Genomic DNA, 25095 nt, shown 5'->3' with positions numbered 1-25095 from the left:
TCAGGATTTTCTGGTTAAAAATCTTTCCCATTTTAACATTAATTTTCCAGAAAATTAAATAAAAGGCACCCAAATGGATGCCTACACATTAATGAATATAAACAGTGATTAAGGTTACTAAACCAAAAATTACTCCAGGGACATTGGCGATAATAATTGGCCAATCACGATAGGTTTTATACCAACCATAACCCGTCCATAAGATGGCGTTAATCATTGCCACAGCTGGCTGTAACGGATTAACCGGATTACCGCTAAAATTCGAAATAATTTGTGGAATATAAGAAACATACATCAAAATACAAGTTAAGGTCGCTAATTTACTTAACGTTTTTAACGCTTTAATTCGACCTTCATCAACAGGCTTCTTTTGATCAGCTGGAACATAATTATCAACACGCATGTAAAATCAAATCTCCTCTCTGCATTATATAAATCACGATACGAGGTATATTATAACACAATTAGAAAAATCAATTGCTTTATGAAAATAAAAAACAGTAAAGTCTAAACTCCACTGTTCTAAGAGGTGGTAACCGGAGTCGAACCGGCGATCACGGTTTTGCAGACCACTGCCTTACCACTTGGCTATACCACCATAGTCAACTTGTCGTTAACACAATATTTAATTATAGAAAAAAATCACGAAAATTACAAGCTGAACTATCCGAGTTTATTATCCAATAAAATCATTTTCATTTCAGTAGCGATATCATCTGGTAAATCCCACTCTTCCCAGCCATCATATTCTAGAGGCCGCTGCGGATAATGTTCATTGATATAATGTTCAATGTTTTCAACATGTTTAGACCGGGGAATATTCATTTTCAAAATACGAACCATTTTAATAAAGCCATGGTCAGCAGCATACTCGGCCCGGCTATTTTCACTAACATTCGCTAGCTGATAGTAAATACTACCATCGAGCCGCGTAATTTCTTCAATTAAGTCAAAGGTCTGTTTCATCAATTAAACTCCTTCCCTTATTTTTAAAGGTGTGTACCACCAACCAACTGGCCAACCAAATACTTAATAAAATGCCTAACATTCCCAGTAGCATGGTCATAATTTCCATTAATAGTAATTTAGCATTAACCAATAGAGCCGGAGAGTAGCGAAGACGCAAAAACCAAATTAGCAAGGGTAAATTGGCACCCAGCATGCCAAAAAACAAGGTATTAATCGCCGTGCCTAAAATCTGTTGCCCAATCGTATGGGCCTGAGCTTGGAGCCCTTGGACCGTAATCTGGGGGGAACGCTCAATCACCTCAAATAAATCGGCGGTTATGGCCATGGCTGCTTCAGCCACAGCGCCTAAAACTGAAATGACCATGACAATCATGGCCAAATGACCAAAGGCAATCCCAACATTTAGGGATAAACCTTCCAATTCATCCGAATTTTCCACAGCAAAGCCCTGTAATTGACCAAAATGTTGGACTACAATGGCTAACATCATGAGACAGGCCACGACCATCAAACTAGTTTTAAAGGAAATATTCATCACTGTGATGCGATCTGAACTCAAATAAATAGCAATGGCTAAAATAACCACGGCTAAAATGGCGGTCACAAGATAGGGATTAAACTGCCAATTAATTAAAATAATCAACAGAAAAATCACCAAAAAATTTAAGACCAGGCCAATAAATGACTTCAAACCTTGCCGACCAGCAATCAAAATTAATAGAAAAAATAAAATTATTGCTAAAACACTAATGGCGTTCATACTTTTGCCCCCGTGTCAGTAATTGTGCCGTTATTAAACTGGTAATCGGGACTGCTAGAACAATTCCGATGGCTGAAACAACACTTTGCAAAATTCCCAGATTCATAATTTGATCTAAAATATAAGACCAGTTATTGTTATTTCGTAACATAAGAATAACCATCGGAATCGTTTCGGCAATAAAAATCATAAAGAGAACATTAATCAGAGTTCCTAAAATTTCACGGCCGACTGATAGACCACCTTGCCAATAATCATGAAAACGATGTTGATCAGATTCACGTCTAAGCCCAAATAAACCGGCCACAATATCCGAAGATTCATCCATCACTGCTCCCAATACACCAATAACGGCCTGGGCATAAAAGACCGCCGCCGGTACTTGGGTCACATAAGACATAGTTTCGAAATGGACCCCTTCATGATGGGTTAAGTTTAAGACGAGCATCATAATGCCCAATGCTAGACTGGTCGATAAAATGGTAGCCAGCCAGGTGATGAGAGCCTGTCGATTTTTCCCCAGTACCATCAACAAACTGATTCCAGCCAACAAAGCCGCCGTGATGGTAAATAAAGCCACGACATTAATATTTTTAATATGAACATCTAAATATAGAGCCGTAATAAAAATGATAATGTTGACCAGCATGCTTAGTAAAAGCCAACTAGCCCGCGCCGGCCGCAAATAGACAACCAAGAGGTAAATTAACAGCACCAGTAGGACTGCTAAAAGGCTATCACGTTTAAGACTGACCACCTGCCAGGATCCAGAACGCTTGGTTAAGAGAACCTGATTACCAACTTGATAATGCTCACTAAGTGACTGGGAATCAGTATATTGATTCTCCAACTTGATTTGCCCAGAACGATTTAAAAATTTGATTTGAACTTGCTGGATATGCACATCGTCAACATTCCCATGCTCATCGGTTACATCACTGCTACTAAGCGTCTTAGTAGCAGTCACTAGGCCCACGGGCTGCTGGTAAAGGAAACTATCATGCTCGACTAGTACCCAAGTTAGTATTAATAGCAATCCTAAAATTAGCCATTTTGATATTTTCTTCATAATTTCAAGACTCTAATCGGCGATTTCTGCCGGCCATCGTTACGGGACGTGCTAAATATTTAATCCGCTGCATCAAACGCGCTGCCTTGACTGGTTCCTGACCATCACGAGTTTGAGCTAGATATTGTTCTAAACTTTCCAAGTTAAAATTAGAGGTAAAACAAGTCGTTAACTCATTTTGCATCCGATATTCCAAAATAACACCCAAAATATCATCACGACTCCACGCCGTCAACGTATCGGCACCAATATCATCTAAAATTAAAACCGGCACGGTCTTGGCCTGAACCATTAAGTCTTCTAAACTTTGATTGGGCTTATTAAAAGTGGCCTTCAGATTATTAATAAAAGATGGAAAATGTAACATTAGAACACCAATCTGATTGGCTGCCAGAGCATTGGCCAAAGCACCCATCAAATAGGTCTTACCAACGCCAAAATCACCTGCTAAATATAGGCCGGGAACGTAATGAGCCTCACCAGCTACTAATTTTTTCAACACCTGAATCGTAGCTGTTAATGCCGGTGTTCGGTCGCCATCCTGAGCACTTTCTTCGGCAATTTGAGCCAAATCGGCTTGAGCAATCGCTTTAGGAACTTGATAGGTTCGCAGTTTAGCCTTTTGATTGAGCTTTTTTTGCATCTGCTCGCTAGGCTGATAGACCACCTGCGGGTAACCCTTTTCGATTGCTAATTGAGCCTGATAACCCGGATATAAACTCGGTAGACCTTGGGCTTGAGCATTTTTTTGCTGGATATATTCAAATAAATCCATCATTTTAACTTCAAAAGCATCGGCCTTCATTTCATTTTGATGGACCTGCCAAAAATCACGTAAATCTTGATCCTGACTAATTTTTTGAATAACATCAGCCACCATTGTATCTCCTGGTAAGGGATGCTTTTGCTTAAATTCAGTTAATACATCTGCTAAGTTTTTCAATTGAAACCTCAATTCTTAGTTTTCAGTTGTTTCAAATCTGCCAAGGCCGCTGTTACATCAGCCGTTGTTTGAGAAGTTGTTCTTGGATTGGCACTATTTTTAACCATGGTTGGTTCGACTTTTTTAGCCGGACGATAGCTCTGCTTTTCCTTAGTCTGGGTTGCCTTTTCCTGCCGTTGTTTGATGAAGTCTACAGCTTGTTGAGGAGTTTCCAGTTTGGCTTTGGCCCAGGAATTAGCAATGGTATCAACCAAATTACGGTTCAAAGAAGCATTGTCCATGCCCACCAAAACTTGATAAATCAAAATATTAATCACCGCACGACTTAGAATCTTTTGGTTGATTAAATCTCGTAATATCCGCTCTTCCCCTCGACTTACAAAACCACCGTTATTACTTTTAATCTGGGCAATAAACTGCACTGGTGAGAGTTGCTCAGCGGCTTGATACAAACTAGCCAGCGTTGATGTTACTGGTTTTGAATTGGTTTGAGCTGCCTGGATTGGAGCCGTCACATCAGTTGCATTGACCGAATGATTGGCGAAATTTTCCAATAGAAAGGCCATAACCCCCTGCTCATTTAAATCATGATAATCCAAACTAATGTTGGCATTAATTACTCGGGCTAGCTGGCTTTCATTTAGACCGTATAGAGCGTGCTGAGCTAAAATAAATTCACGATGCTGAGTCAGGCGTTCCTTGCTCATCCCCCGAATAAGCAGAGCTAAATTATCAAAATCAAAACCACCCTGCTTGCCCACTGGCTTAAAAATATTTTTTTCCAAAAGATTTTCAGGTAAAACAGTTTCTTCCTCACGACTAAATACCTGTAAGAAATTCGCTGAAATATTAGTGCCCTTTACTTCAGCAATGCCAATCCTACCGTATCGTTTTTGGAGGGTTACAAAGCGCTCTTCTCCCACAAACTTAAATAACAATCCCGCTAGTAATTTTTCATTAAAAAAATCACTGGCTGCTAGGGCAGGCCGTAGCTGATAAGTATAGGCTTCCCCCAAAGCATCCTGATAGTAACTAGTCTTTAGTAGACCAACTGCTTCCAGACGCCGGCGTAATTTAACAAAATTAATCAAATTTACATTGAGACTGTCCAAAATGAAATTATGATCCTGCCCCGATAGTGTGTTTTTGCGATCATTTAATTCATTAATGAGCAGTTGGTACAAACTAAAACCACTGGGGCCAAGAAATGGTAAGTAAAGATCAAAGGTGCGGTTTAAATCGGCTGTGCTGATTTCTTGGTTTGCTTGCAAAAAAACACCCGCCTGCACATGAAATTCAATTGTCAAAGCCGATTCCGCCATATTTACTCCTTAATTTGCTTGATTAGTGCTAAAACTTGCTCTTGTAGATGCTCACTATCGCCATTGTTATTAATGACATAATCGGCCCTTTGAACTTTTTGATTTAAGTCTAATTGACTGGCCATCCGTTGACGGGCCTGAATTTCGTCCAAATGGTCACGTTCCATCAACCGTTGAAGTTGCTGTTTAGGATCAATGGTCACAACCACGATTTTATCGAAGAAATCTTTTTGGTCATATCCCCGCTCAAACAGTAAGGGCACATCTACAATCACTATCGGCACATTTTGTAAGCGCCAAAAAGCCAGCTTATCCTCAATGGCGCTGGCAATGACAGGTTGGATAATTTCATTTAATTGATTCAAAGCTGTCCGGTCACTAAAAACAACTTTCCCAAGTGCAGCGCGATTTAAAACACCATTGTCAATGATATGCGGGCCAAAGGCCAATTTCATTTTTTCCAGCGTAGTTGTCCCAGGTTCAACCACTTCACGAGCCACTCGATCCGCATCTACAATAGGTAAGCCATTTTGTTTGAACAAGGCACTGACACTACTTTTACCAGAGGCAATGCCCCCCGTTAATCCGATAACTTTCATCCTTTGAGCCTCCCCATTGCCCGATTAAATACCTGACTGGAAAAAACGACCCGACTAGCATTTAAGTAAGGCGCAACGTAAATATAGGCCAAACCACCACTTAGTAGACCCAGTAAATGCCAACCAAGAAAACTCACTTCTAGCTTAAAGAGTTGCAATTTGTTACCATCCATCACCCGCCGACTAATCGTAATATAATCCGTTAGCGATTGCTGTCGCCGCTTAAACAATAGGTCCATTTTATAGGCGTAATAAGTTTGCGAATAGGCAAAATACTTGACTACACCCGGAATGATAAAACAAAGCGTCCAAAACCAAATCAAAATATTTTGTACTAGGGCTAATAAGAAAGTCGTCCAAAAAGAGCCATTGGTAATAATTTGAAACACCCGCTTAAATTTAACCGGTTCTTTAGGATGTTGGAATTGATCAACAATCGTCCACAGCGTCGACCAAGAAACTAACAAAATCAAACTGTGCTGAAGGATCATTGTCAGGTAATTGGGCTGCACATTATTCACCAAAGTCTGACTAGAATGAGTACTTAAATAAAACGCTAAAATAGTGCCCAGAATAATGGCCCAAACATTTATCATCATTTGAATAATCATAAAAATATTGATTTTAAAGACGGTGAAAAAATTATCGCTCAACTGCTTACGAGCAGTTAATTTAACGCGACGAATACTGATTTGTTCTTCTGTCATGCGTTCCTTTCTGTGTATCAATTATTGTTTTATCTGACATACTGGGCAAATTGTAGTGCCTCTTTGAGCAACTTTAAATTTAATCATTGGCGTACCACAACGATGACAAGGTTCGCCAACCCGACCATAGGCTTCTAGTTTATTTTGAAACTCACCAACTTTGCCGAAAACATTACTAAAGCTATGCACCGTGGTGCCATGCTCGGCAATCGCTCGTTTAATTTCAGCAATAATATTAGTCCGCAATTCAGCGATTTGTTCCTGGCTTAAATGATCGGTTAAACTTTCGGGATGAATCTTACTCTGCCACAAGACCTCATCAGTGTAGATATTGCCTAGTCCAGCAATTTTACTTTGATCTAACAAAAATGGCTTCACCATTCGATGTGATTTTTGGAAGATTTTAACCATATAATCCAACTTCAAGTATGCTGCCGTTGGCTCCGGTCCTAGCTTACCAAGCCCATCCACTGCCTGGCCTTCCTGACCGGTTTCCACTAGCTGCAAACGACCAAACCGCCGAGTATCGTTATACATTAGCGCGCGGTCATCAGTTAGCTTAAAAATAATTTCAGTATGCTTGTGCGGTGTAGCCTCAATGGGCTCAACTGAATACTGCCCTTCCATACGCAAATGAGAAACAATTGTATGGTGATTAGACAGACGGAATAATAGGTATTTTCCACGGCGATCAAAGCGTTCAAAGGTGCACCCTAACACCTGAGCCTTAAATTGTTCAACATCCCCAGTAATCACTTTGGGATAGGGAACCGTAACTCCTTGGATAGTTGCGCCCTGGACCAAAGCACTCAACCCGGCCCGTACCGTCTCCACTTCTGGTAACTCTGGCATATGACCTCCTAAATAGCTTTTTATCATTATGTTATGAAATTTTTAGTTTAATTAGCTAACCTTTCAGCTAACTTGATCAAGGACTAAACCTCATTAATTATTAATCATTATATCATTTACATTTGGATAAAATAAAAAGAACCCAAGTAGATTCCTTTAATTAAAGCCTTATTGTTTAGCCCATTTAGGCTTCCCTTTATCTTTATTACGCTTAGTTCTTTTCTTCTTTTTCATTGGCTTAATAGGCTGCTCACTGACAGCCTTTGCGGCCTTAACTGTCCGTTCAGGCTGTCGCTCTTTTTTTACCGGCTGTGGTTTATCTGAAAACACGGTTTCAGTGACAGCATCTTGATCATCATTCTCTTTTCCTTTGATCAAAAGAGAGGCATCGTAAGGTTGTAAATCAAAATCCGATCCTAATTCTCGCTTAAGATTTCGAACATCATGATCATTGCCTAAGTTTAAAATCAACCCGGTCTTACCAGCTCGACCCGTTCGACCCGTTCGATGAATATAGGTCTTTTTCCGAGTTGGAATCTGAGCATTAACGACTAGGGGCAAATCAACAATATCCAGACCACGAGCCGCTACATCAGTAGCCAAGAGCAAATCAAGTTCACCTTTTTTAAATAAACGAATCGCATCCGCTCGACGAATCTGGCTTTTTTCATTATTACCAACACTCATTACCCGGACATTGGCATGCCGTAAGGCCGACTGGGCAGCTACCAAAGCATTAATACTGTTAAAAAATACCAGCGCATGCTGACGATGTCGCCCTAACTGAATTAACATTTTCACCTTAGCCCGTTCATCAACATATTGATAACGGTGTTGAATCGTTGCCGGTGCGGTTTGGCCAACTGAGACTGGCAGAACCGCTTGCCCAAACAGTTCCGTAACCCATTTTAAGTCCACTCCATCCGTGGCCGAGAAGAGAGCAACTTGTAAATTTTCCGGCAAATATCCGGCTAACTTTTCTAAATCATCAGTCCGCTCTGATATTAAAATTTCATCGGCCTCATCAACAATCAATCCTTTTAAGTTGGTAACTTTTAAGGCACCACTAGCTAACATCGTTAAGGTGCGCCCCAAGGTACCAACCACCACTTGAGGATGATCCTTTTTTAATTTATCCGCCTGGCGACGGCCATTAGCACCCCCAATAAGACTCATAACCTTCAAATCCAAGTTCTTGGCCCACTCTCGAATAACTTGGCTTAGTTGCACAGCTAATTCTTGACTTGGTGCTAAAATCAGATACTGAACCTGTTTGTTGCCCTCAATATTGGTGAGCATTGGTAAAGTAAACGCTAAAGTTTTACCACTACCAGTTGGAGCTAAACCAAAAATTGATTTACCAGTAATCATCTGATCCCAAACTGCACTTTGAATCGGCGTTGCTTGATCAAATTCTTGATTAAAACGTTCACTTAAAATTGGATTAATTATCATAAACTCTCTCATCTGCTGGGAATTCAATTTGGGCCGATTGACGTAAATCAAATAGGGTCTGATTAATCAATTGGCTCAGTTGCAAGGCTTGTTGGTATTGCTGATAATATGCTTGTGGATTAGCTAACCAATGGGCAAAATTTTGAACTTCAGCTACCATTGGGTTCTCAGCTTGCGGTTTGGCAATAGCTGTTTGGGATTGCCCATCTTTCATAATATGAATGTGATTTAAATCAGCAATATGGTCAATCGATACAGTCTGACGTCCGGCATAAATCTCACTAGGTCGGTAAGCGTTGTAAGTCTTACTAAATTGCAAATTGACTTGATAACCCGGATAAATCAAGGTTGCTTGACCACTCCCATCGGTTTGATTATCTAGTAAAACCGGTAAGTATTGCACTGCTTGCGGTTGACCAAACAAAGCCAAAGCAGCCGACAAGGGATAAACCCCTAAATCATACAAGGCACCTGCTGAAAAATTTTTATTAAAAACATTCGGATTCTCTCCAGCTAGATAAGCGTCATATTTAGACGAATACTGGGCCATCACAAAATTCGCCCCATCAATTTGTGGTAATTGTGCAACTGCCTTTTGTAAGGCGATAAAATTGGGTTGGTATAGATGCCGGTTGGCTTCCATCAACATCAAGTCTGGATGTTGTCCTAACAATTCTTGAATCTGGGCAAATTCACGGGGATTACTAAAAGCTGGTTTTTCAACAATAACATGACACCCCGCCTTCAAAGCCGCCTCTGCCTGCTCAAAGTGCAAGGAGTTCGGCGAAGCAATGTAGACTAAATCACTGGCTTCAAATAGTTCAGTCAAACTATCCAAAGCTAACACTGATGAATTAACTGGCGTCAACTCAGCTAAAAATTCTTCGGCCCGATTTATTCGCCGAGAATAGACAGCTCCTAAATCAAAAGCCCCAGCTAAATGAATAGCCTCAATAAATTGTTTGACAATCCAACTAGTGCCAATTGTACCTAATCGCAACATTGTTTATCCCTTTCATGTATCAAAACACTGTAATAAGACAAAAAACTTGGCCTAAGCCAAGTTTTTTAAACGACCTTATTCGCTAAACTCAAACACGAAGTCGGAATTATTGATACGGACATCATCACCGTTCTTGGCACCGGCCTCTTTCAGACGTTCATCGACTCCCATATGACGCAACTTACGAGCGAATCGCATAATCGTTGCTTCACGTTGCATGTTGGTCATCGCAAATAGCTTTTCGACAGCTTGACCAGAAATTAGCCAAGTATTTTCATCAGCCACCCACTCGACCTTAAATTCAGGCTTTTCTTCCTTGAATTTATAAATCTTTTCGGCAGTTGTTTCTGGTTCCAGGTGATAACTTTCTGGTACTGCTGCAGTTTCTAATGTATTGGCCGTCAAAATCATTAATTGATTAACACCATTTTGCTGAATAGCCGAAATCGGCACAATTTCAGGTACCTCTGGCAAACCAGAATCAGCCTGCACTTGCTTTTTAAAGGTTGCTAATAATTCAGCGGCATCAGGCATGTCCATCTTAGTGGCCACCACAATTTGTGGTCGCTCTAACAAGGTTGGGTCGTACTCTTTTAACTCATTTAGAATCTTACGATACTGTTCGTAAGGGTCATTGCCCTCAATACCAGACATATCGACTAGGTGCAAAATTAAACGGGTCCGTTCTACATGGCGAAGAAATTCAAAGCCTAATCCGACTCCTTGAGAAGCTCCTTCGATTAATCCAGGTAAATCAGCCATAACAAAGTCACGGCCGTCTGCCAAACGAACTAAACCAATATTAGGATCAATCGTAGTAAAGTGATAAGCGCCAATTTTAGGTTTAGCATTAGAAACCACTGATAGCAGAGTTGATTTTCCAGCTGATGGGAAACCAACTAAACCAACATCGGCCAAAACTCGTAATTCCATGCGAATATTACGCACTTGGCCTGGCTCGCCGTTTTCAGATATTTCTGGGGCTGGATTAGCTGGGGTGGCAAAACGAATGTTACCACGACCACCACGGCCACCTTTAGCAACCACTAGAGTTTCACCATTTTCCAACAAATCTCCTAGCAATTCACCTGTATCAGCATCATAAACCAAAGTTCCTTCTGGCACTTTAATAATCCGATCTTCGGCCGAAGCCCCAGTCATCCCCTTGGTACCACCATTCCCACCTGCTTGGGCTTTAAAATGACGATTATAACGGAAGTCCATCAAGGTCCGTAAACCTTCATCAACTTTAAGGATAATTGAGCCGCCATGGCCACCATCCCCACCAAAAGGACCACCCATAGCAACAAATTTCTCATGTCGGAAGGAGACGATTCCATCGCCACCCTTTCCTGCTTTTAGTTCAACTTGTGCTTGATCGACAAATGCCATATATTTTTACCTACTAAGGGAAACCCCTCTTCTATTCCTATTAACTCAAAAGTTTAGTTTATCATAGCTATCACTATTTAGCTATGGTTCTGGGACAGTGACCAATGAATGACCCGGGCGAGTTTCTCATTAATCCCTAATGATTGTAACTCTTCAATACTAGCTGCTTCAATTTTAGGTAAGGAACCAAAATTACGCAATAATTTTTGCCGGGTTTTTGGTCCCACGCCTTGAATACTATCCAAACGTGAGGTTAACGAGTTTTTAGAGCGCAACTGCCGATGAAAAGTGATGGCAAAACGGTGTACTTCATCTTGAATTCGCTGCAACAAGTAAAAACCTTGCGACTGCCGAGCCAAAAAGACAACATCTCCAGTACGACCATCAATTAAATCAGCTGTTCGGTGCTTATCATTTTTAACCATTCCCGCAATGGGAATTGATAACCCTAGTTCATCTTCTAGCACTTCCTTGGCTGCATGGACCTGAATTTCACCACCATCCATGAGAATCAAGTCCGGGAAATCACCTTTTTCTTTTAAAAGACGACTGTAGCGACGCCGAATGACCTCTTGGGTTTCCTTCCATTCATCAGCGTGATTAACACTTTTAATTTTATACTTACGATACAGCTTACGTTCTGGAATGCCATCTTCAAACACAACCATGGCCGAAACAATCTCAACACCTTGCGTATGAGAATGGTCAAAGGCTTCAATCCGGTGACCAGCTGAAAGATGCAAAGCATCGGTAATTTCTTGCATAGCACCAGTCGTTTTTTGTTCATTTAACTCTAACAAACGGAACTTTTCTTCCAATACAATTTGAGCGTTTTTTTGGGCTAATTCTAATAAATCACGTTTTTCACCCCGTACCGGAACGCGCACCGGTACATCCAAAATGTCGGATAGAATTTGGAGATTCATCCCCTTGGGCACCAAAACTTCCCGAGGCTTTTGGATATTACGCTGGCTATAAAACTGCTGGATAAAGTTACTCAACTCAGTTGAGGCATCTTCCACGACAGCAAAAGTACGCTTATACTGCCGAATCAAACGAGCCTGTCGCAAGAAAAAGACGGTTACCGTCATCCATCCTTTGTCTAAATAGTAATTAAAGAGATCCCGCGGAGTTGTATCCTTAGATAAAACTCGTTGGCTTTCAACGGTTTCATCAATGTATTTTAATTGATCGCGAAGGTCAGCTGCTCGTTCAAATTCTAAGTTTTCGGCTGCCTGATTCATTTGATCAGCAATATGTTGCTTAACGTTCTTCGTATTCCCGTCCAAAAAATGTTTAATTTTTTCAATCTGTGCTTGATACTCAGCTTCCGGTACCGCATGCCAACAAGGTCCCAAGCACTGACCCATACTGTAATATAGGCAAGGTCGGCCCTGATAGCCATTACAACGCCGTAAGGGATAATTCTTTTCTAAAAAATGCAGGGTTTCCTGGGCAGCATAAACATTCGGATAGGGGCCAAAGTAAAAGCCCCCATCCCTACGAACTTCGTTAACCAAGGCCATTTTGGGATTGCGTTCCTTGGTAATTTTAATATAAGGATAACCGGTGCCGTATTTCAAACGAATATTGTAGTAAGGCTTATACTTTTTAATTAATTCATTTTCTAGTAAGAACGCTTCCTTATCGGAATTGGTTACAATAAAATCAAAATCAACGATTTTACTAACTAATTCCGCCGTTTTACCAGTATGATCCTGTTTAAAATAGGAACGAACACGATTTTTAAGATTCTTGGCCTTCCCCACATAAATAATCTTACCGTTGTCATCTTTCATTTGGTAAGAGCCTGGTTCATTAGGTAAAAGGGTTAATTTATCTTCGATATGTTGTGATGGATGTGCAAGCATGTCCCTATTATAACCCCCTTTATAAGATAGAAAAAAGCGTACCAGCAAGTACGCTTTTAAAAATTATTGACCGCTATAATTAATCGCCGCCGTAATGAAAGCATTGTACAAACCTTCGGGACGATTTGGTCGTGACAAGAATTCAGGATGGTATTGAGCAGCGATAAAGAAATCATTCTTAGGATACTCAATCACTTCCATCAAACGATTGTCCGGTGAAGTAGCCGAAAAGACCATACCAGCATCTTCAAACTCCTGACGATAATCAGTATTAAATTCATAACGATGACGGTGACGCTCTTGTACTTCAGCTTGATCACCATAGGCATGGGCCGTCTTAGTACCAGCCAAAAGACAAGTTGGATAGAAACCAAGGCGTTGCGTACCACCCAAGTCTTCCACGTCAGCCTGATCAGCCATCAAACCAATCACAGGATCTGGCGTTTGCGGATTTAACTCGGTTGAGTTAGCATCTTTATGTCCTAACACATCGCGGGCAAATTCAACCGAAGCCAATTGCATACCCAAACATACACCCAAGAAAGGAATATTGTGTTCTCGGGCATGTCGAATAGCCTGAATTTTACCTTCAGTTCCACGCGAACCAAAGCCACCCGGAATCATAATTCCATCAACACCCATAACCAAATCAGCCACATTATCAGCCGTTACAGTTTCAGAATTAATGTGTTTGATGATGACATCGGTTGACTGTGAATAACCAGCATGCTTCAAGGCTTCATTAACTGAAATATAGGCATCTGGCAGATCAGTATACTTACCAACCAATGCGATTTGAATCTTCTTTTTCGGATGCTTAATTGATTCAACCATTTCCTTCCACTGACTCATATCAGCTTCTGGAGCTTGAATATTCAGCTTTTCCAAGACCACGTCGTCCATATGCTGTGCTTGTAAATTCAAAGGAATTTCATACAAGGTTTCTACATCACGTGATTCAATCACGGCCTGTGTATTCACATCGGTAAAGGTTGAAATTTTAGACTTCAAGCCATCATCCAAAGGCTTTTCAGTCCGCAAAACAATCATATCAGGTTGAATACCTAGCGAACGTAACTGACTAACTGAGTGTTGGGTTGGCTTAGTTTTAGCCTCTCCGGCAGCTCGCAAGTAAACAATCAAACTCGTGTGAATGTAGAAGACATTTTCACTACCAAGGTCGGATTTCATCTGACGCAAGGCTTCAATAAAGGGCAAACTTTCAATGTCACCAACTGTGCCACCTACTTCAACAATGACAACGTCAGCGTCTTTAGATTCACCAGCTTTAATAATTTTATCTTTAATCGCATTAGTAACATGCGGAATTACTTGAACCGTGGCACCATTATAATCGCCACGTCGCTCCTTACTCAAAACTTCAGAATAAATTCGACCGGTCGTCACATTGGAATACATATTTGTATCAATGTCCATGAAACGTTCATAGTGACCCATGTCTAAATCAGTTTCCAAGCCATCGCCAGTCACGAAAGTTTCGCCGTGCTGGTAAGGAGACATGGTACCGGGATCAATATTGATATATGGATCAAGCTTTTGAATCGCTAACTTCAGTCCCCGGTTTTTAAGTAAGCGTCCTAATGAAGCCGCTACGATTCCTTTTCCTAACGAAGAGACGACCCCTCCGGTAACAAAAATATACTTAACCTGCTTATCTGCCATAATGCCTCCTAATTCTTCCAATCAACGTCTTTTGGGAACTTATCCGGCTAAAATAAAAAATAGAAAAGCCCCCAAGCCTGTGCTTGAGAGCTTTAAACGTTTTTCACACTAATTGTGAGCCCTTATATATACTACAAAGTCGACCTTATCTTGTCAACTTATTTTTTAGCTTGCTGCAGAATCAATAATCAAACCGTCATCGCTTGATCCACTAAGCTGGTCATAATAAGCTGACATAGTCATCTGATAGTAAGGTACTACCCAAATAGCAGCAATTCCAAAGGTAACACCAATTAACAAGAACCAACCGATAAAGCTTAATTGTAAGACAAAATATTCCGCCTTGTGACCATCCATCAACTTACGACTCTGGGTAATTGCCTCAGTATAGCCTAGCTTTTCACCCTTATCCAAAGCATCCCGGTAAATAAAGCCAGCCTGTGAATAAGCCAGTGACTTAATAATACCTGGCACAATCAATAGCAGGGTCCACAACAAAATCCAAACATACTGTAAAATACCGATTACCAAAGAACCTAGAAATAGACCTTTTTGTTGGTAAACATAAATGAATTGTAGAAATGGATGGGGCTTTTTTTCTTGATTACGGTAAAAGTCCAACAAAGCAAGGGCAACCCCGATTTCGACAAAAAAGCCGACAATGCTGAATAGGTCACTTGTAAAATCCAAATGGAACATGTTGACATAATCAACAACAGTTGCCGTATTGTTGGTGATACTATCGTAGTTAGCAGAATGTGATCCAGACCATCCCCCAGACAAAAAAGACACAATTAGGGCAGGTAAAGTAACTAAAATTACATAACCATAATTACCACTCAAACGTTCTTTGACTGAATGCTTTAATTCACTTCGATTCATAATTTCCCCCATATGATTTAGATTGACATTACCCAGTTTCCTAAGTAAGTTACCATTCTATCATATCAGAATTTTGCTGCCATTCGCAAAATCATCCCCGCTTCCGATGAGTCATTAGATAAACAAGGGACATAATCACTAGAAAACCTAATCCGATAAAGAGTGGAATACGCGTATCTTGATTAATGACCATAAAGACCAAAGTAATCACGAGGGAGAAAATGGCAAAATAATTGGTCCAAGGCGATAGCCATAACTTGAAAGGATGGTCAACCAACAGCCCCGGATTGGCCCGTCGAAAACGAATTTGACTAATTAAAATCACAAACCAAGGAACCATTCCAGGCAAGGTACTGGCACTATATACCAAAACAAAGACACTGGAACTGCCATGCCAAAATAGTGGCAAAATCGCGTTAATGATAATGCCTAACAGAATGCCACCCGAAATAGCTAGTACGGAAATTTCAGGTACACGACGCTTAGATAATTTTAAAAATCTCGGTGAAATTTCCTTACTTAAGGCCAGCGTATAAAGCATCCGACTCGAAGAAAAGATACCGGAATTCAAGGCCGACATAGCCGCTGTTAGCATGACAAAGTTAATAATACCGGCCGCAGCGGTAATTCCCACTCGAGCAAAGGTTTCCACAAAGGGTGAGCCAACTTGATCAAGTTGATTCCAAGGATAAATCGTAATAATCACAAAAATTGACCCAATATAGAAAATCAAAATTCGAGCAACAATCGACTTAATCGATTTTACGATTGCTTCTTGCGGGTTAGCAGCTTCTCCAGCAGTAATCCCAATAATTTCAATTGCCTGATAAGAAGTCATGACAATTGACAGCGCAAACATAAAGCCTTTAAAACCACCAGCAAAAAACTGACCGTGCGTCCAGAGGTTTGAAAATCCGAGCGGATGACCGTGATTACCAATACCAAATAAAATCACTAAGAATCCCAAGATAATCATAAAGACAATCGTTACGACCTTGATCAAAGAGAACCAACTCTCCATCCGGCCGTAGGCTTTAACAGTAAATAAGTTAGCAGCCGTTAGGGTCGCCAGGACAACTATCGCACTAACCCAACTGGGAATGCCCGGCCACCAATAATCCAAATAGACCCCAACGGCAATCGTTTCACTAATACCAACCGTTAGCCACTGAAAAACGTTGGCCCAGACAGTCAAATAGCCTGCCAAAGGATGAATATAGCGACTAGCATAATTAGCAAAAGAACCAACTGCCGAATCAACATATAACATCTCTCCTAAGGCCCGCATGACAATATAAAGGACCAAACCAGCTAACATATACGCCAATAAAACTGATGGACCTGTCCATTTAATTGTTGCGGCTGAACCCATAAAGAGTCCAACCCCGATTGTTCCTCCCAGAGCAATCATTTCCATTTGAAAAGAGGATAAATCTCGACTCAATTCTTTTCCCTGTTTTGCCATCTGCAAACTCCTAACTTTTCTACGCATGACATAAAAAAGCGTCCCCAGAAATCTAGGGACGCTGTTGCGTGGTACCACCCAAGTTCCGCCACATAGGCGACACTTAATCGACCGGGATAACGGCTGGTTAAGCCGGTCATAGTTTCACGCTTAGCTACTAGTATGTCAAAAGTAAGGTAGTCTTCACATAAAATCCTCGCCATTCTCACCAACCATGACGTCGCTAAATAGGAACGTTAAGCTACTCATCCTCACTACGTTAGGACAATTATAGCCAATCCAAAAATGATTTGCAAGAAAATAAAAAGCAACTTTCTTCGGAAAGTTGCTTTTTTGGAATTTCCCAAGGTCTCCTGATTAACTCAGTGCTCCCGCTCGGATTCGAACCGAGGACCTTGGGATTAAAAATCCCCTACTCTAACCAACTGAGTTACAGGAGCATAATCTTGCGCCGTAGCACAGTTATATATATTACATTCTCAGTGGTAAAAAATCAACACTTTTTTTAAATTATTTTTCTTCGTCGCCGTCGCTCAAATCATCAAGATCATCACTTCCAGCTAGCTCAGTTAGATTATCATCAATTGACTCTTCAGCCACTGAATCATCATCGTCACTATCGGAACTATCATCGTCATTATCAGACTTATCATCTGCGGCAACATCGTCAAAGTCATCGTCTTCAGGATCATCATCGTTATAGTCAATGACATCGTCATCAGCGGCGTTATCAGCAAAGACATTAACCTTCTTCTTTGCTTTTTTACGCTTTGGCTTTTCTTCGTCATCATCAATTTCATGAATTGACTCATCAATGGCATCAACTGGATACCATGCACGCAAGGCCCACTCATTATTTCCAAGGGAAATGAAGGAACCATCTGTGTTTAAGTCCGTATAAAATTGTGATAGTCGAGGTCGAAAACTCTCGGCATCAACCCCTAAAAAGTCTTGAATTTCCTCTAATAGGCTACTAAAGGGCATTGAATCACCATGCTTTGACAAGATGGCGGTTGCAATCTCAACTAAGGCCATTTCCTCTTTAAGATTGCCATCTGCTTGTATCGACATATCATACGTCCTTTCACATTTCTAACTAATTAAATATACTCAATTATGGCTTGAATTGCAAATCAACTCGATAACGACCAACAACTTGCCCTTGACTGGATAAAACATATTCCAATAAAAGTTGACCAGTCCCCTTTTCTTGATTTAACTGCAAGTTTAAACCAGTTGTATAAGTATTGAGTACCATTGGACCAGCTGCGGTTTGATAAACCGTTTCTTGATCTTGTTGTGCTTTAAAACTTAAATACGTCGTATTTTCATTGCTACGGGTTAAACCAACTTGCTGTGGCTTTAGTTTAAAACGAACCTCCGTGTCACTTTGGTCAGGTAATGTTTCGGTGTAGCTAAGATATGCGGTTCCATTTCGTATAATCAATTGTCCCGGAAGATGGAAATCAAACTTCTCATCACCGCCGTCTTGCCAAATTTTAGTAGTTAAGTCCACCTGAACCATAAATGTTTGTGACAAAATATTCCTCCAGAAATGACAGTTGTAAGTCTTTACATTATAATATAAACAAGCAAAAAGGAAAAAGGTTAAACCGTGTCAGAACAACTAGTTCAAGAAAAAGTTTTAAGAGATCCGATTCATAATTTTATTCATGTCCAAGATCAGATTATTTTGGACCTCATCAACGCGCCAGAATTTCAGCGTTTGCGCCGAGTGCAGCAATTAGGAATTACCAGCAGTGTTTTCCATGGTGCTGAACATTCACGATTTGGGCATTCGGTAGGTGCTTACGAGTTGGCTCGGCGTGTAACTGAATATTTTAATCAGTACTATAGTAAAAATAATGGTCACAATGGCTGCTGGGATCCAGCTGAGAGTTTGCTGACCATGGTGGCGGCTTTACTCCACGATGTCGGCCACGGTGCCTTCTCACATACTTTTGAACATCTCTTTCAGACCGATCACGAAGCAATGACTCAAGCCATCATTACTGGCGATACCGAAATCAATCGCATTTTGCTGCAACAGGGACCTGATTTTCCCAATAGGGTTGCCAGTGTTATTGCTAAAACTTACCCTAATCAGCAGGTGGTTCAACTAATTTCTAGTCAATTAGATGTTGATCGAATGGATTATTTACTCCGTGATGCCTATTATACAGGTACCAAATACGGAGAATTCGATATTGACCGAATCATGCGAACTATGCGGCCCACTGCTCAGGGTATTGGTTTTGATATCCGAGGCATGCATGCAGTCGAAGATTACATTGTCAGTCGCTATCAGATGTATCAGCAAGTTTATTTCCATCCGGTTTCACGGGGGATGGAAGTTATTCTAGAACATCTATTGCATCGTGTTAAAGAATTAGAGCAAAACCAAAATGTTATCGAAGAAGACTTTGTTGGTCCATTATTGCGACCACTTTTTAACGACCAACCGCTCTCGGTTGATGATTATTTACGTTTAGATGACCATGTCTTTATGACCTATATTAATATTTGGCAGGATCATCCTGATCAAATCCTTTCTGATTTGGCCCAACGTTTCCTACAGCGCCGGCCCTTAAAATCCATTCAAATCAATGAAAAGACTGCGCCTTATTTAGATAACCTCGAAAAAATTGTCCAAAAGGCGGGCTACAATCCCGACTACTACACCGCCCGAAATGATGCCTATGACCTACCTTATGACGATTACAAGCCTAGTGATAAAAAGCCCCGCACTCAGATTGACTTCATTTTAGAGGATGGTACCCATCAGGAACTATCAGCTCTTTCCCCACTGGTCGCTGCCATTAAAGGACGAGCGTCAGTTGATCAACGTTTCTTCTTCCCTAAAGAGATGCTGAATACTGGACCAGATGAACTCTTTGCCCAAATTCATCACAATTTTAGAAGTTTTATAAAAAATGATACCTTGACCCCACCGGGGTTGGACAATAAAAATGACGTCAACTAAGATTGACGTCATTTTTTAATCAGTAATTTCACGCTCAGATAGATTCATCACCCGCCAAATGGTTAAAGCCAACGTCCATACCACTACGAAGATAACCACTAAAATAATGCCTAGTTGGTTAAAATCTAAGTTACTGGCCCAATTTGTCAAACCATTATTCCAACTAAAAATAGCTGAAAAGGATTGAGTAAAATCAACAAAACTGATAAAACCTGCGGCCAAAACCGAAATGCTAGTTAAAATCAAGTTATAGTAAACCTTCCGATAAGAGGATGAAATAATCCAATTATAGGTAGTACTCATGAAAAAACCATCCATGGTATCCATCAAGCACATCCCTGCTGTAAACAGTAAGGGAAAGGCTAAGGTTGTGTACCAGGCAATACCGGCACTAGTAGCAGTAGCCGAAGTTGCTAGTACCGCAATTTGCGTGGCTGTATCAAAACCTAAACCAAACAAGAAACCAACAATACCAACTTGCCAATTATGTTGAATCATCTGTAACATTTTGGTAAACCAGGTATAGATTTTCGAATCCGGTACAAATTCCTCAGCCGCTTGACCATTTTGAGCCTGCTGATTAATCTTCTTAAAATTACGCCAGATACTAAACAAAATGAAGGTATTAACAACGGTTAAAAAAAACAACATAATTCCAGCAATCATGGTACCAAAGGCCCCGCCAATATTTTCAAAAATTGGCATAGAATTCTTGGCCCATTCAACAAAAACCACCGTGGCAACCGCCATCAAAACCACAACCAGCGAGTGACCAAAGGAAAAGCTAAAACCGACTCCTCGGGTATTCTTGCCATCATTTAACATTTTACGGGTCATGTTATCGATGGCAGCAATATGATCAACATCAAAAGCATGTCGCAAGCCAAAGGTAAAGGATAATACCGCCATTCCAATAATTTCAGGATATTGACCAATACCAGAACCCAACAGAATAATTCCTGCTACGAGAATCAAAAGGATAAAAGTTCCGTATTTTATGACGTCATTTTTAAAAGTATTTGCTTTTGTCATCGCATTATCTCCTTTGTTTGCGAAGGTGGCTAGTTAACCAGCCAATTAGTAGTAGAAGCCGTGGCGATAATTCCACGAGTTAAAGATTTCACTCATATTTTTCATAATTTTATCGACATCAAGACCTTTACGAATAACGATTGGCGCCGGTTGCACCCCAACCTGTCCGTTTTGTTGAGGAATCAAATGTCCCTGTTCGTCTACCATGGATACCATTACTCCCTGTTCATAACGGGTTTCAACGGTTTCATTGGGTTGAATTGAGGCAACATAGTCATTTGCTTCAATAATTAAATCCGCAGCTTGTTCAATTTGATCACCAATACCCGTAACCAAACCACGGTTTCCCTGACCAGACGGATTAGCCGAACTTGCAAAGGAGAACTTGCCATATTCTTCCCACATATGCTTGGAAATATTTTCGCTAGGTCTACCAAATTTAATAACAAAACAACTAGTACCCCGGCCATCCATCATTAGTTCCTGACTGCCATCAGCTGGAATCATTTTCTTAGCCTCTTGCTTCCAAGGCAAAATACAACCTAACAAGATATCTTGATTCCAGTGGCGTTGATACATTTCTTCAATTTCAGGTGTCATTTGAGCCAATTCCTTGACCTGCTCTACCGAACCACACAAAACGACACCAGGCTTATTCCGCTTGCGATTTTTAGCGGTAAATTTTCGCTCTAAACCAGCCTTATCAGAAGTCATGATAATGTAACCAACCTTAGTCGGACTAACAATCATGCCGCCCTCTTCTTTTAAAATTTCAATTGCTTCGGGTTGAATAGCACCATTCCAGCTAATATGTTTATTTGACATTGTTATATTCTCCTTTAGTTAATTGTGCGTTGTTTAGTTTCTGGCCCCATCACTGCAACCACAATGGCAGCAATAATGGCAACCGTCGCCATGAAGTAAAAAATTAAGCTAGCGTTAACTCGGGTTAGGACCCAAGCAACTAAGTAGGGCGTTAAAACTGTTAAAATTTTAGCCACCGCATTGGCATAACCAGCTCCGCGGAAGCGGAAATAAGTTGGAAATAGTTCCGACATATAAACGCTGACGATTGAGGCCATCAAAATATAAATAGTCGTAACCAAACAAAAACCAACGATTAAGACCCAAGCAATTTGGCGCTGTTGGGCATATAGCAGCCCTAAAATGGCCGTCATGATAAAGGCCGGTACAATGACTGCCTTTCGGCCGATGTGATCGACTAAGATTGCACCAATTAAGGCTCCCAAAGGTGCTCCAGCCATCATTACTGCCGAAAATCCTAAGGAATGGACGACATTTAGACCCTGTTTTACTAACAAGGTAGGCATCCAGGAGGTGAAGGTATATTGCACCAAATTGACCGCTGAAATCGCCACAGTGGCAACGATCAAACCTCGCACGATGCTAATACGAACCGGCTTCTGCTCATTATCATCTTGTTGGGGCTGATAAGAGCCATTCACCTCTAATTTTTGAATGATTACTTCCGCTTCTTGATAACGACCTTTGCTGATCAACCACCGCGGCGATTCTGGAAAATTATGCCGAATAATCCATAAAATCATGGCCGCCACACCGATAATGATAAAAGTTGACCGCCAACTATAACGTGGAATAACCACAGCTGCCAAAACCAAGGTCAGGGGGGCAGCCATATTGGCAATCACTGAGACAGAAGCTGACCAACGACCCCGAGTAGCTACCGGGGCAAATTCATTAATTAGGGCAAATCCAGTGACAATTTCGGCTCCCAAGCCTATTGCTGCGATAAAACGAAGGATAATTAAAGCCCAAATGTTCGGGGCAAAGGCACCCATTACTGTGAAAAAGCCAAATAGCAATAAATTGATTTGATAAGCCTGCCGACGACCAAAATAATCCCCAATCAAGCCAGCCCAAAGTGATCCAAAGAACAAACCTAGAAAACCGGCTGATAAAAACATTGATCCCTGACTAATTGTGGCAAAATGATTGGCAATAATAGCACTATTAACTGCACTAGCCAGATAGACATCAGCTCCATCTAAAATCATCCCGGCTGCTACCATGGCAAAAACCTTATAAAAAAGTGGCGTTGCCCGACTAATATTCATTCGATTTTTTAATTCTATTGCTGGATCCATCCTGCCTCCTAGCCAAAGTTGGGACGTTTTTGTTCAAAAGCTGTAATTTGATTAGCAAATTGCAGCGTATGATCAATATCGTCCTCGCCTTTAATAAACTTTTCTTTCCATTGTGGGTTAATATCAAAGTGAAAAGCCTGGGTATTATAAATGACTTCTTGCTGTGGTAAATTAATCGTAATCAACTCATCGGCCTTCACCTGTCGTAAGATTGCCCGATCAGCTTCAGGTAGTACAATTGGCAAAAGGCCATTTTTAGTGGCATTCATATAAAAAATATCGGAAAAACCACCAGCAATTACAGCCTTAAACCCATAATCAGTCAAGGCCCAAACGGCATGCTCTCTTGAAGAACCAGAGCCAAAATCTGTTCCTGTAATTAAAATGGTGGCGCCTTTATGTTCTGGCTTATTTAACTCAAAATCAGGATTTAAAGAGCCATCTTCCAAGTAACGCCAATCAAAAAATAAATCTTTACCAAACCCAGTTTTTAAAATATTTTTCAAAAACTGCTTAGGCAAAATAATATCGGTATTGATACTGTCATTAGGAATCACAACGGCCCGTCCGATTTCTTCCGTAAAAGCTTTCATTTTGACTCCCCCTCTTCAGTATCTAATAGCGTGATATCAACAAAATGTCCGGCAATACCTGCTGCCGCTACCATGGCTGGTGAGGCCAAATGCGTCCGTGAACCAGCTCCTTGACGGCCAATAAAATTCCGATTGGATGTGGATGCAGCATGCATACCGGCCGGAATTTTATCCGGATTCATCGCCAAACAAGCCGAACATCCTGGTTCCCGCCACTCACAACCAGCATCCTCAAAAATTTTAGCAATACCAGTCTTAATCGCCTTATTTCGAATAGCCCGACTACCAGGAACAATCCAAGCCGTAATGTTGGGCGCTAAGTGCTTGCCTTTCATCATTTGCGCGGCAATTTCTAAATCCTCATATCGACTATTAGTACAAGAACCGATAAACAGGTAATCTAGTGGGATTTCCTCAGCCTTCATACCGGGATGCAAGCCAATATAGTCATAAGCTGCCTGATCATTAGCATCTTTAACGGCTGGTGTAAGCTGGTTTACCGCCATGGCCATCCCCGGATTAGTTCCCCAGGTAATCATCGGTTTCAAATCACTGACATCAAAGGTCAGATTTTCATCAAACGCACTTTCATCGTCCGTATAAAAACTTTCCCAATATTTTTGTGCCGCCGCAAAATCCTTAGGGGCAAATTCACGGCCTTTAATATAATCAAAAGTAGTTTGATCAGGTCGAACCATCCCGGTTTTTGAACCAGCTTCAATTGACATATTACACATGGTTAAACGGGCTTCCATTGATAAGTTTTCAACTGCTTCACCGTAAAATTCAATCGCATAACCAGTTCCAAAAGAAACTCCATACTGAGCAATTATGCCCATAATGATATCCTTGGCATATGTATTAGCTGGCAACTTCCCCGTAATTTTAATGCCCATTGTTTTTGGCTTTACCTGCCAAATTGTTTGTGTGGCCATCACGTGTTCAACTTCTGAGGTACCAATTCCAAAAGCAATCGTACCAAAGGCCCCGTGCGTTGCCGTATGCGAATCCCCACAAACGATGACTTTAGCTGGCTGAGTTAACCCCCGTTCTGGTCCTACCACGTGCACGATTCCCTGCTGGTCATCCCCGATGGAAGCTAAAGGTACATCAAATTCTTTACAATTACGTTCGAGCGTTTCCATCTGTAACCTTGACATTTCGTCTTGAACATTAAAAATGTCCTTGGTTGGCACATTGTGGTCCATAGTTGCAAAAGTTAAATCCGGTCGACGCAAACGGCGATGCATTGACCGTAACCCATCAAAAGGTTGTGGAGAAGTGACTTCATGAATCAAGTGAAGATCAACATAGAGTAATTGCGGTTCACCCACCTGTCCAGCAATCACATGGGTATCCCAAATTTTGTCAAATAATGTCTTACTCATC

24 protein-coding genes and 2 tRNA genes are annotated in these 25095 nt (G+C 41.0%); 1 reads left to right on the top strand and 25 read right to left on the bottom strand.

Annotation, left to right across the window (positions count from 1 at the left end):
• Positions 1–88: 88 nt before the first annotated feature.
• The 20 genes from M4974_RS00620 to M4974_RS00525 all read right to left on the bottom strand — a co-directional run bounded on the left by M4974_RS00620 (position 89) and on the right by M4974_RS00525 (position 18512).
• On the bottom strand, positions 89–403 hold the full coding sequence (locus M4974_RS00620; RefSeq protein ID WP_248705664.1) for a SemiSWEET family transporter: 315 nt from the start codon (positions 401–403) through the stop codon (positions 89–91).
• A gap of 124 nt (positions 404–527) precedes the next feature.
• A tRNA-Cys gene (locus tag M4974_RS00615) sits at positions 528–598 on the bottom strand.
• 65 nt (positions 599–663) lie between these two features.
• Positions 664–966, bottom strand: coding sequence for a hypothetical protein (locus tag M4974_RS00610; RefSeq protein ID WP_248705665.1), 303 nt, complete (start codon positions 964–966; stop codon positions 664–666).
• Positions 950–1729: a YibE/F family protein gene (locus M4974_RS00605; RefSeq protein WP_248705666.1), complete on the bottom strand. Its 780-nt coding sequence runs from the start codon at positions 1727–1729 to the stop codon at positions 950–952. Before M4974_RS00605 ends, M4974_RS00610 begins: the two co-directional genes overlap by 17 nt.
• Positions 1716–2798: a YibE/F family protein gene (locus M4974_RS00600; protein ID WP_248705667.1), complete on the bottom strand. Its 1083-nt coding sequence runs from the start codon at positions 2796–2798 to the stop codon at positions 1716–1718. Before M4974_RS00600 ends, M4974_RS00605 begins: the two co-directional genes overlap by 14 nt.
• Positions 2799–2802: 4 nt before the next feature.
• Complete coding sequence (dnaI, locus tag M4974_RS00595; RefSeq protein ID WP_248705668.1) at positions 2803–3741, bottom strand: primosomal protein DnaI; 939 nt, start codon at positions 3739–3741, stop codon at positions 2803–2805.
• Between the two features lie 8 nt (positions 3742–3749).
• Positions 3750–5063, bottom strand: coding sequence for a DnaD domain protein (locus tag M4974_RS00590; protein WP_248705669.1), 1314 nt, complete (start codon positions 5061–5063; stop codon positions 3750–3752).
• Positions 5064–5065: 2 nt separating this feature from the next.
• Complete coding sequence (gene coaE / locus M4974_RS00585) at positions 5066–5662, bottom strand: dephospho-CoA kinase (RefSeq protein WP_248705670.1); 597 nt, start codon at positions 5660–5662, stop codon at positions 5066–5068.
• A complete protein-coding gene (locus tag M4974_RS00580) occupies positions 5659–6369 on the bottom strand; it encodes a DUF975 family protein (protein ID WP_248705671.1) in 711 nt (236 codons plus the stop codon). Before M4974_RS00580 ends, coaE begins: the two co-directional genes overlap by 4 nt.
• 21 nt (positions 6370–6390) lie before the next feature.
• Complete coding sequence (gene mutM, locus M4974_RS00575; protein ID WP_248705672.1) at positions 6391–7221, bottom strand: DNA-formamidopyrimidine glycosylase; 831 nt, start codon at positions 7219–7221, stop codon at positions 6391–6393.
• A 168-nt stretch (positions 7222–7389) separates the two neighbouring features.
• Positions 7390–8676 (bottom strand): DEAD/DEAH box helicase, encoded by a 1287-nt coding sequence (locus tag M4974_RS00570; protein ID WP_248705673.1) that lies wholly within the window; start codon positions 8674–8676, stop codon positions 7390–7392.
• Positions 8666–9679 carry a Gfo/Idh/MocA family protein gene (locus tag M4974_RS00565; RefSeq protein ID WP_248705674.1) on the bottom strand — a complete coding sequence of 338 codons (1014 nt, stop codon included), beginning with the start codon at positions 9677–9679 and terminating at the stop codon, positions 8666–8668. Before M4974_RS00565 ends, M4974_RS00570 begins: the two co-directional genes overlap by 11 nt.
• Before the next feature lie 75 nt (positions 9680–9754).
• Positions 9755–11071: a GTPase ObgE gene (obgE, locus tag M4974_RS00560; protein WP_248705675.1), complete on the bottom strand. Its 1317-nt coding sequence runs from the start codon at positions 11069–11071 to the stop codon at positions 9755–9757.
• Between the two features lie 77 nt (positions 11072–11148).
• Positions 11149–12942 carry an excinuclease ABC subunit UvrC gene (gene uvrC / locus M4974_RS00555; RefSeq protein ID WP_248705676.1) on the bottom strand — a complete coding sequence of 598 codons (1794 nt, stop codon included), beginning with the start codon at positions 12940–12942 and terminating at the stop codon, positions 11149–11151.
• Positions 12943–13005: 63 nt separating this feature from the next.
• Complete coding sequence (locus M4974_RS00550) at positions 13006–14625, bottom strand: CTP synthase (protein ID WP_248705677.1); 1620 nt, start codon at positions 14623–14625, stop codon at positions 13006–13008.
• A gap of 165 nt (positions 14626–14790) precedes the next feature.
• Positions 14791–15507 carry a DUF975 family protein gene (locus M4974_RS00545; protein WP_248705678.1) on the bottom strand — a complete coding sequence of 239 codons (717 nt, stop codon included), beginning with the start codon at positions 15505–15507 and terminating at the stop codon, positions 14791–14793.
• A 91-nt stretch (positions 15508–15598) separates the two neighbouring features.
• Positions 15599–16972, bottom strand: coding sequence for an amino acid permease (locus tag M4974_RS00540; RefSeq protein ID WP_248715705.1), 1374 nt, complete (start codon positions 16970–16972; stop codon positions 15599–15601).
• 366 nt (positions 16973–17338) lie between these two features.
• A tRNA-Lys gene (locus M4974_RS00535) sits at positions 17339–17412 on the bottom strand.
• Positions 17413–17482: 70 nt separating this feature from the next.
• Complete coding sequence (gene rpoE, locus M4974_RS00530) at positions 17483–18043, bottom strand: DNA-directed RNA polymerase subunit delta (protein ID WP_248705680.1); 561 nt, start codon at positions 18041–18043, stop codon at positions 17483–17485.
• Between the two features lie 43 nt (positions 18044–18086).
• Positions 18087–18512, bottom strand: coding sequence for a DUF1934 domain-containing protein (locus M4974_RS00525; protein WP_248705681.1), 426 nt, complete (start codon positions 18510–18512; stop codon positions 18087–18089).
• A gap of 75 nt (positions 18513–18587) precedes the next feature.
• Between M4974_RS00525 and M4974_RS00520 the strand changes: the two genes are divergently transcribed.
• A complete protein-coding gene (locus M4974_RS00520) occupies positions 18588–19955 on the top strand; it encodes an HD domain-containing protein (protein WP_248705682.1) in 1368 nt (455 codons plus the stop codon).
• 15 nt (positions 19956–19970) lie between these two features.
• Here M4974_RS00520 and M4974_RS00515 read toward each other — a convergent pair whose 3' ends face one another.
• The 5 genes from M4974_RS00515 to leuC are packed head-to-tail and all read right to left on the bottom strand — an operon-like array spanning position 19971 to position 25094.
• Positions 19971–20987 carry a HoxN/HupN/NixA family nickel/cobalt transporter gene (locus tag M4974_RS00515; RefSeq protein ID WP_248705683.1) on the bottom strand — a complete coding sequence of 339 codons (1017 nt, stop codon included), beginning with the start codon at positions 20985–20987 and terminating at the stop codon, positions 19971–19973.
• 45 nt (positions 20988–21032) lie between these two features.
• The gene (locus M4974_RS00510; RefSeq protein WP_248715704.1) at positions 21033–21812 is read right to left on the bottom strand and encodes an L-threonylcarbamoyladenylate synthase; all 780 of its coding nucleotides are present in this window, start codon (positions 21810–21812) and stop codon (positions 21033–21035) included.
• A 14-nt stretch (positions 21813–21826) separates the two neighbouring features.
• The gene (locus M4974_RS00505; protein ID WP_248705685.1) at positions 21827–23113 is read right to left on the bottom strand and encodes an MFS transporter; all 1287 of its coding nucleotides are present in this window, start codon (positions 23111–23113) and stop codon (positions 21827–21829) included.
• An 8-nt stretch (positions 23114–23121) separates the two neighbouring features.
• Positions 23122–23706, bottom strand: coding sequence for a 3-isopropylmalate dehydratase small subunit (leuD, locus tag M4974_RS00500; RefSeq protein WP_248705686.1), 585 nt, complete (start codon positions 23704–23706; stop codon positions 23122–23124).
• A complete protein-coding gene (gene leuC / locus M4974_RS00495) occupies positions 23703–25094 on the bottom strand; it encodes a 3-isopropylmalate dehydratase large subunit (RefSeq protein WP_248705687.1) in 1392 nt (463 codons plus the stop codon). The genes leuD and leuC overlap by 4 nt, the downstream gene beginning before the upstream one ends.
• Between the last annotated feature and the right edge of the window lies 1 nt (position 25095).

Source organism: Convivina praedatoris, from assembly GCF_933208495.1.
Taxonomy (GTDB): Bacteria; Bacillota; Bacilli; order Lactobacillales; family Lactobacillaceae; genus Convivina; species Convivina praedatoris.
This window is presented reverse-complemented; position numbering and strand designations above follow the sequence as displayed.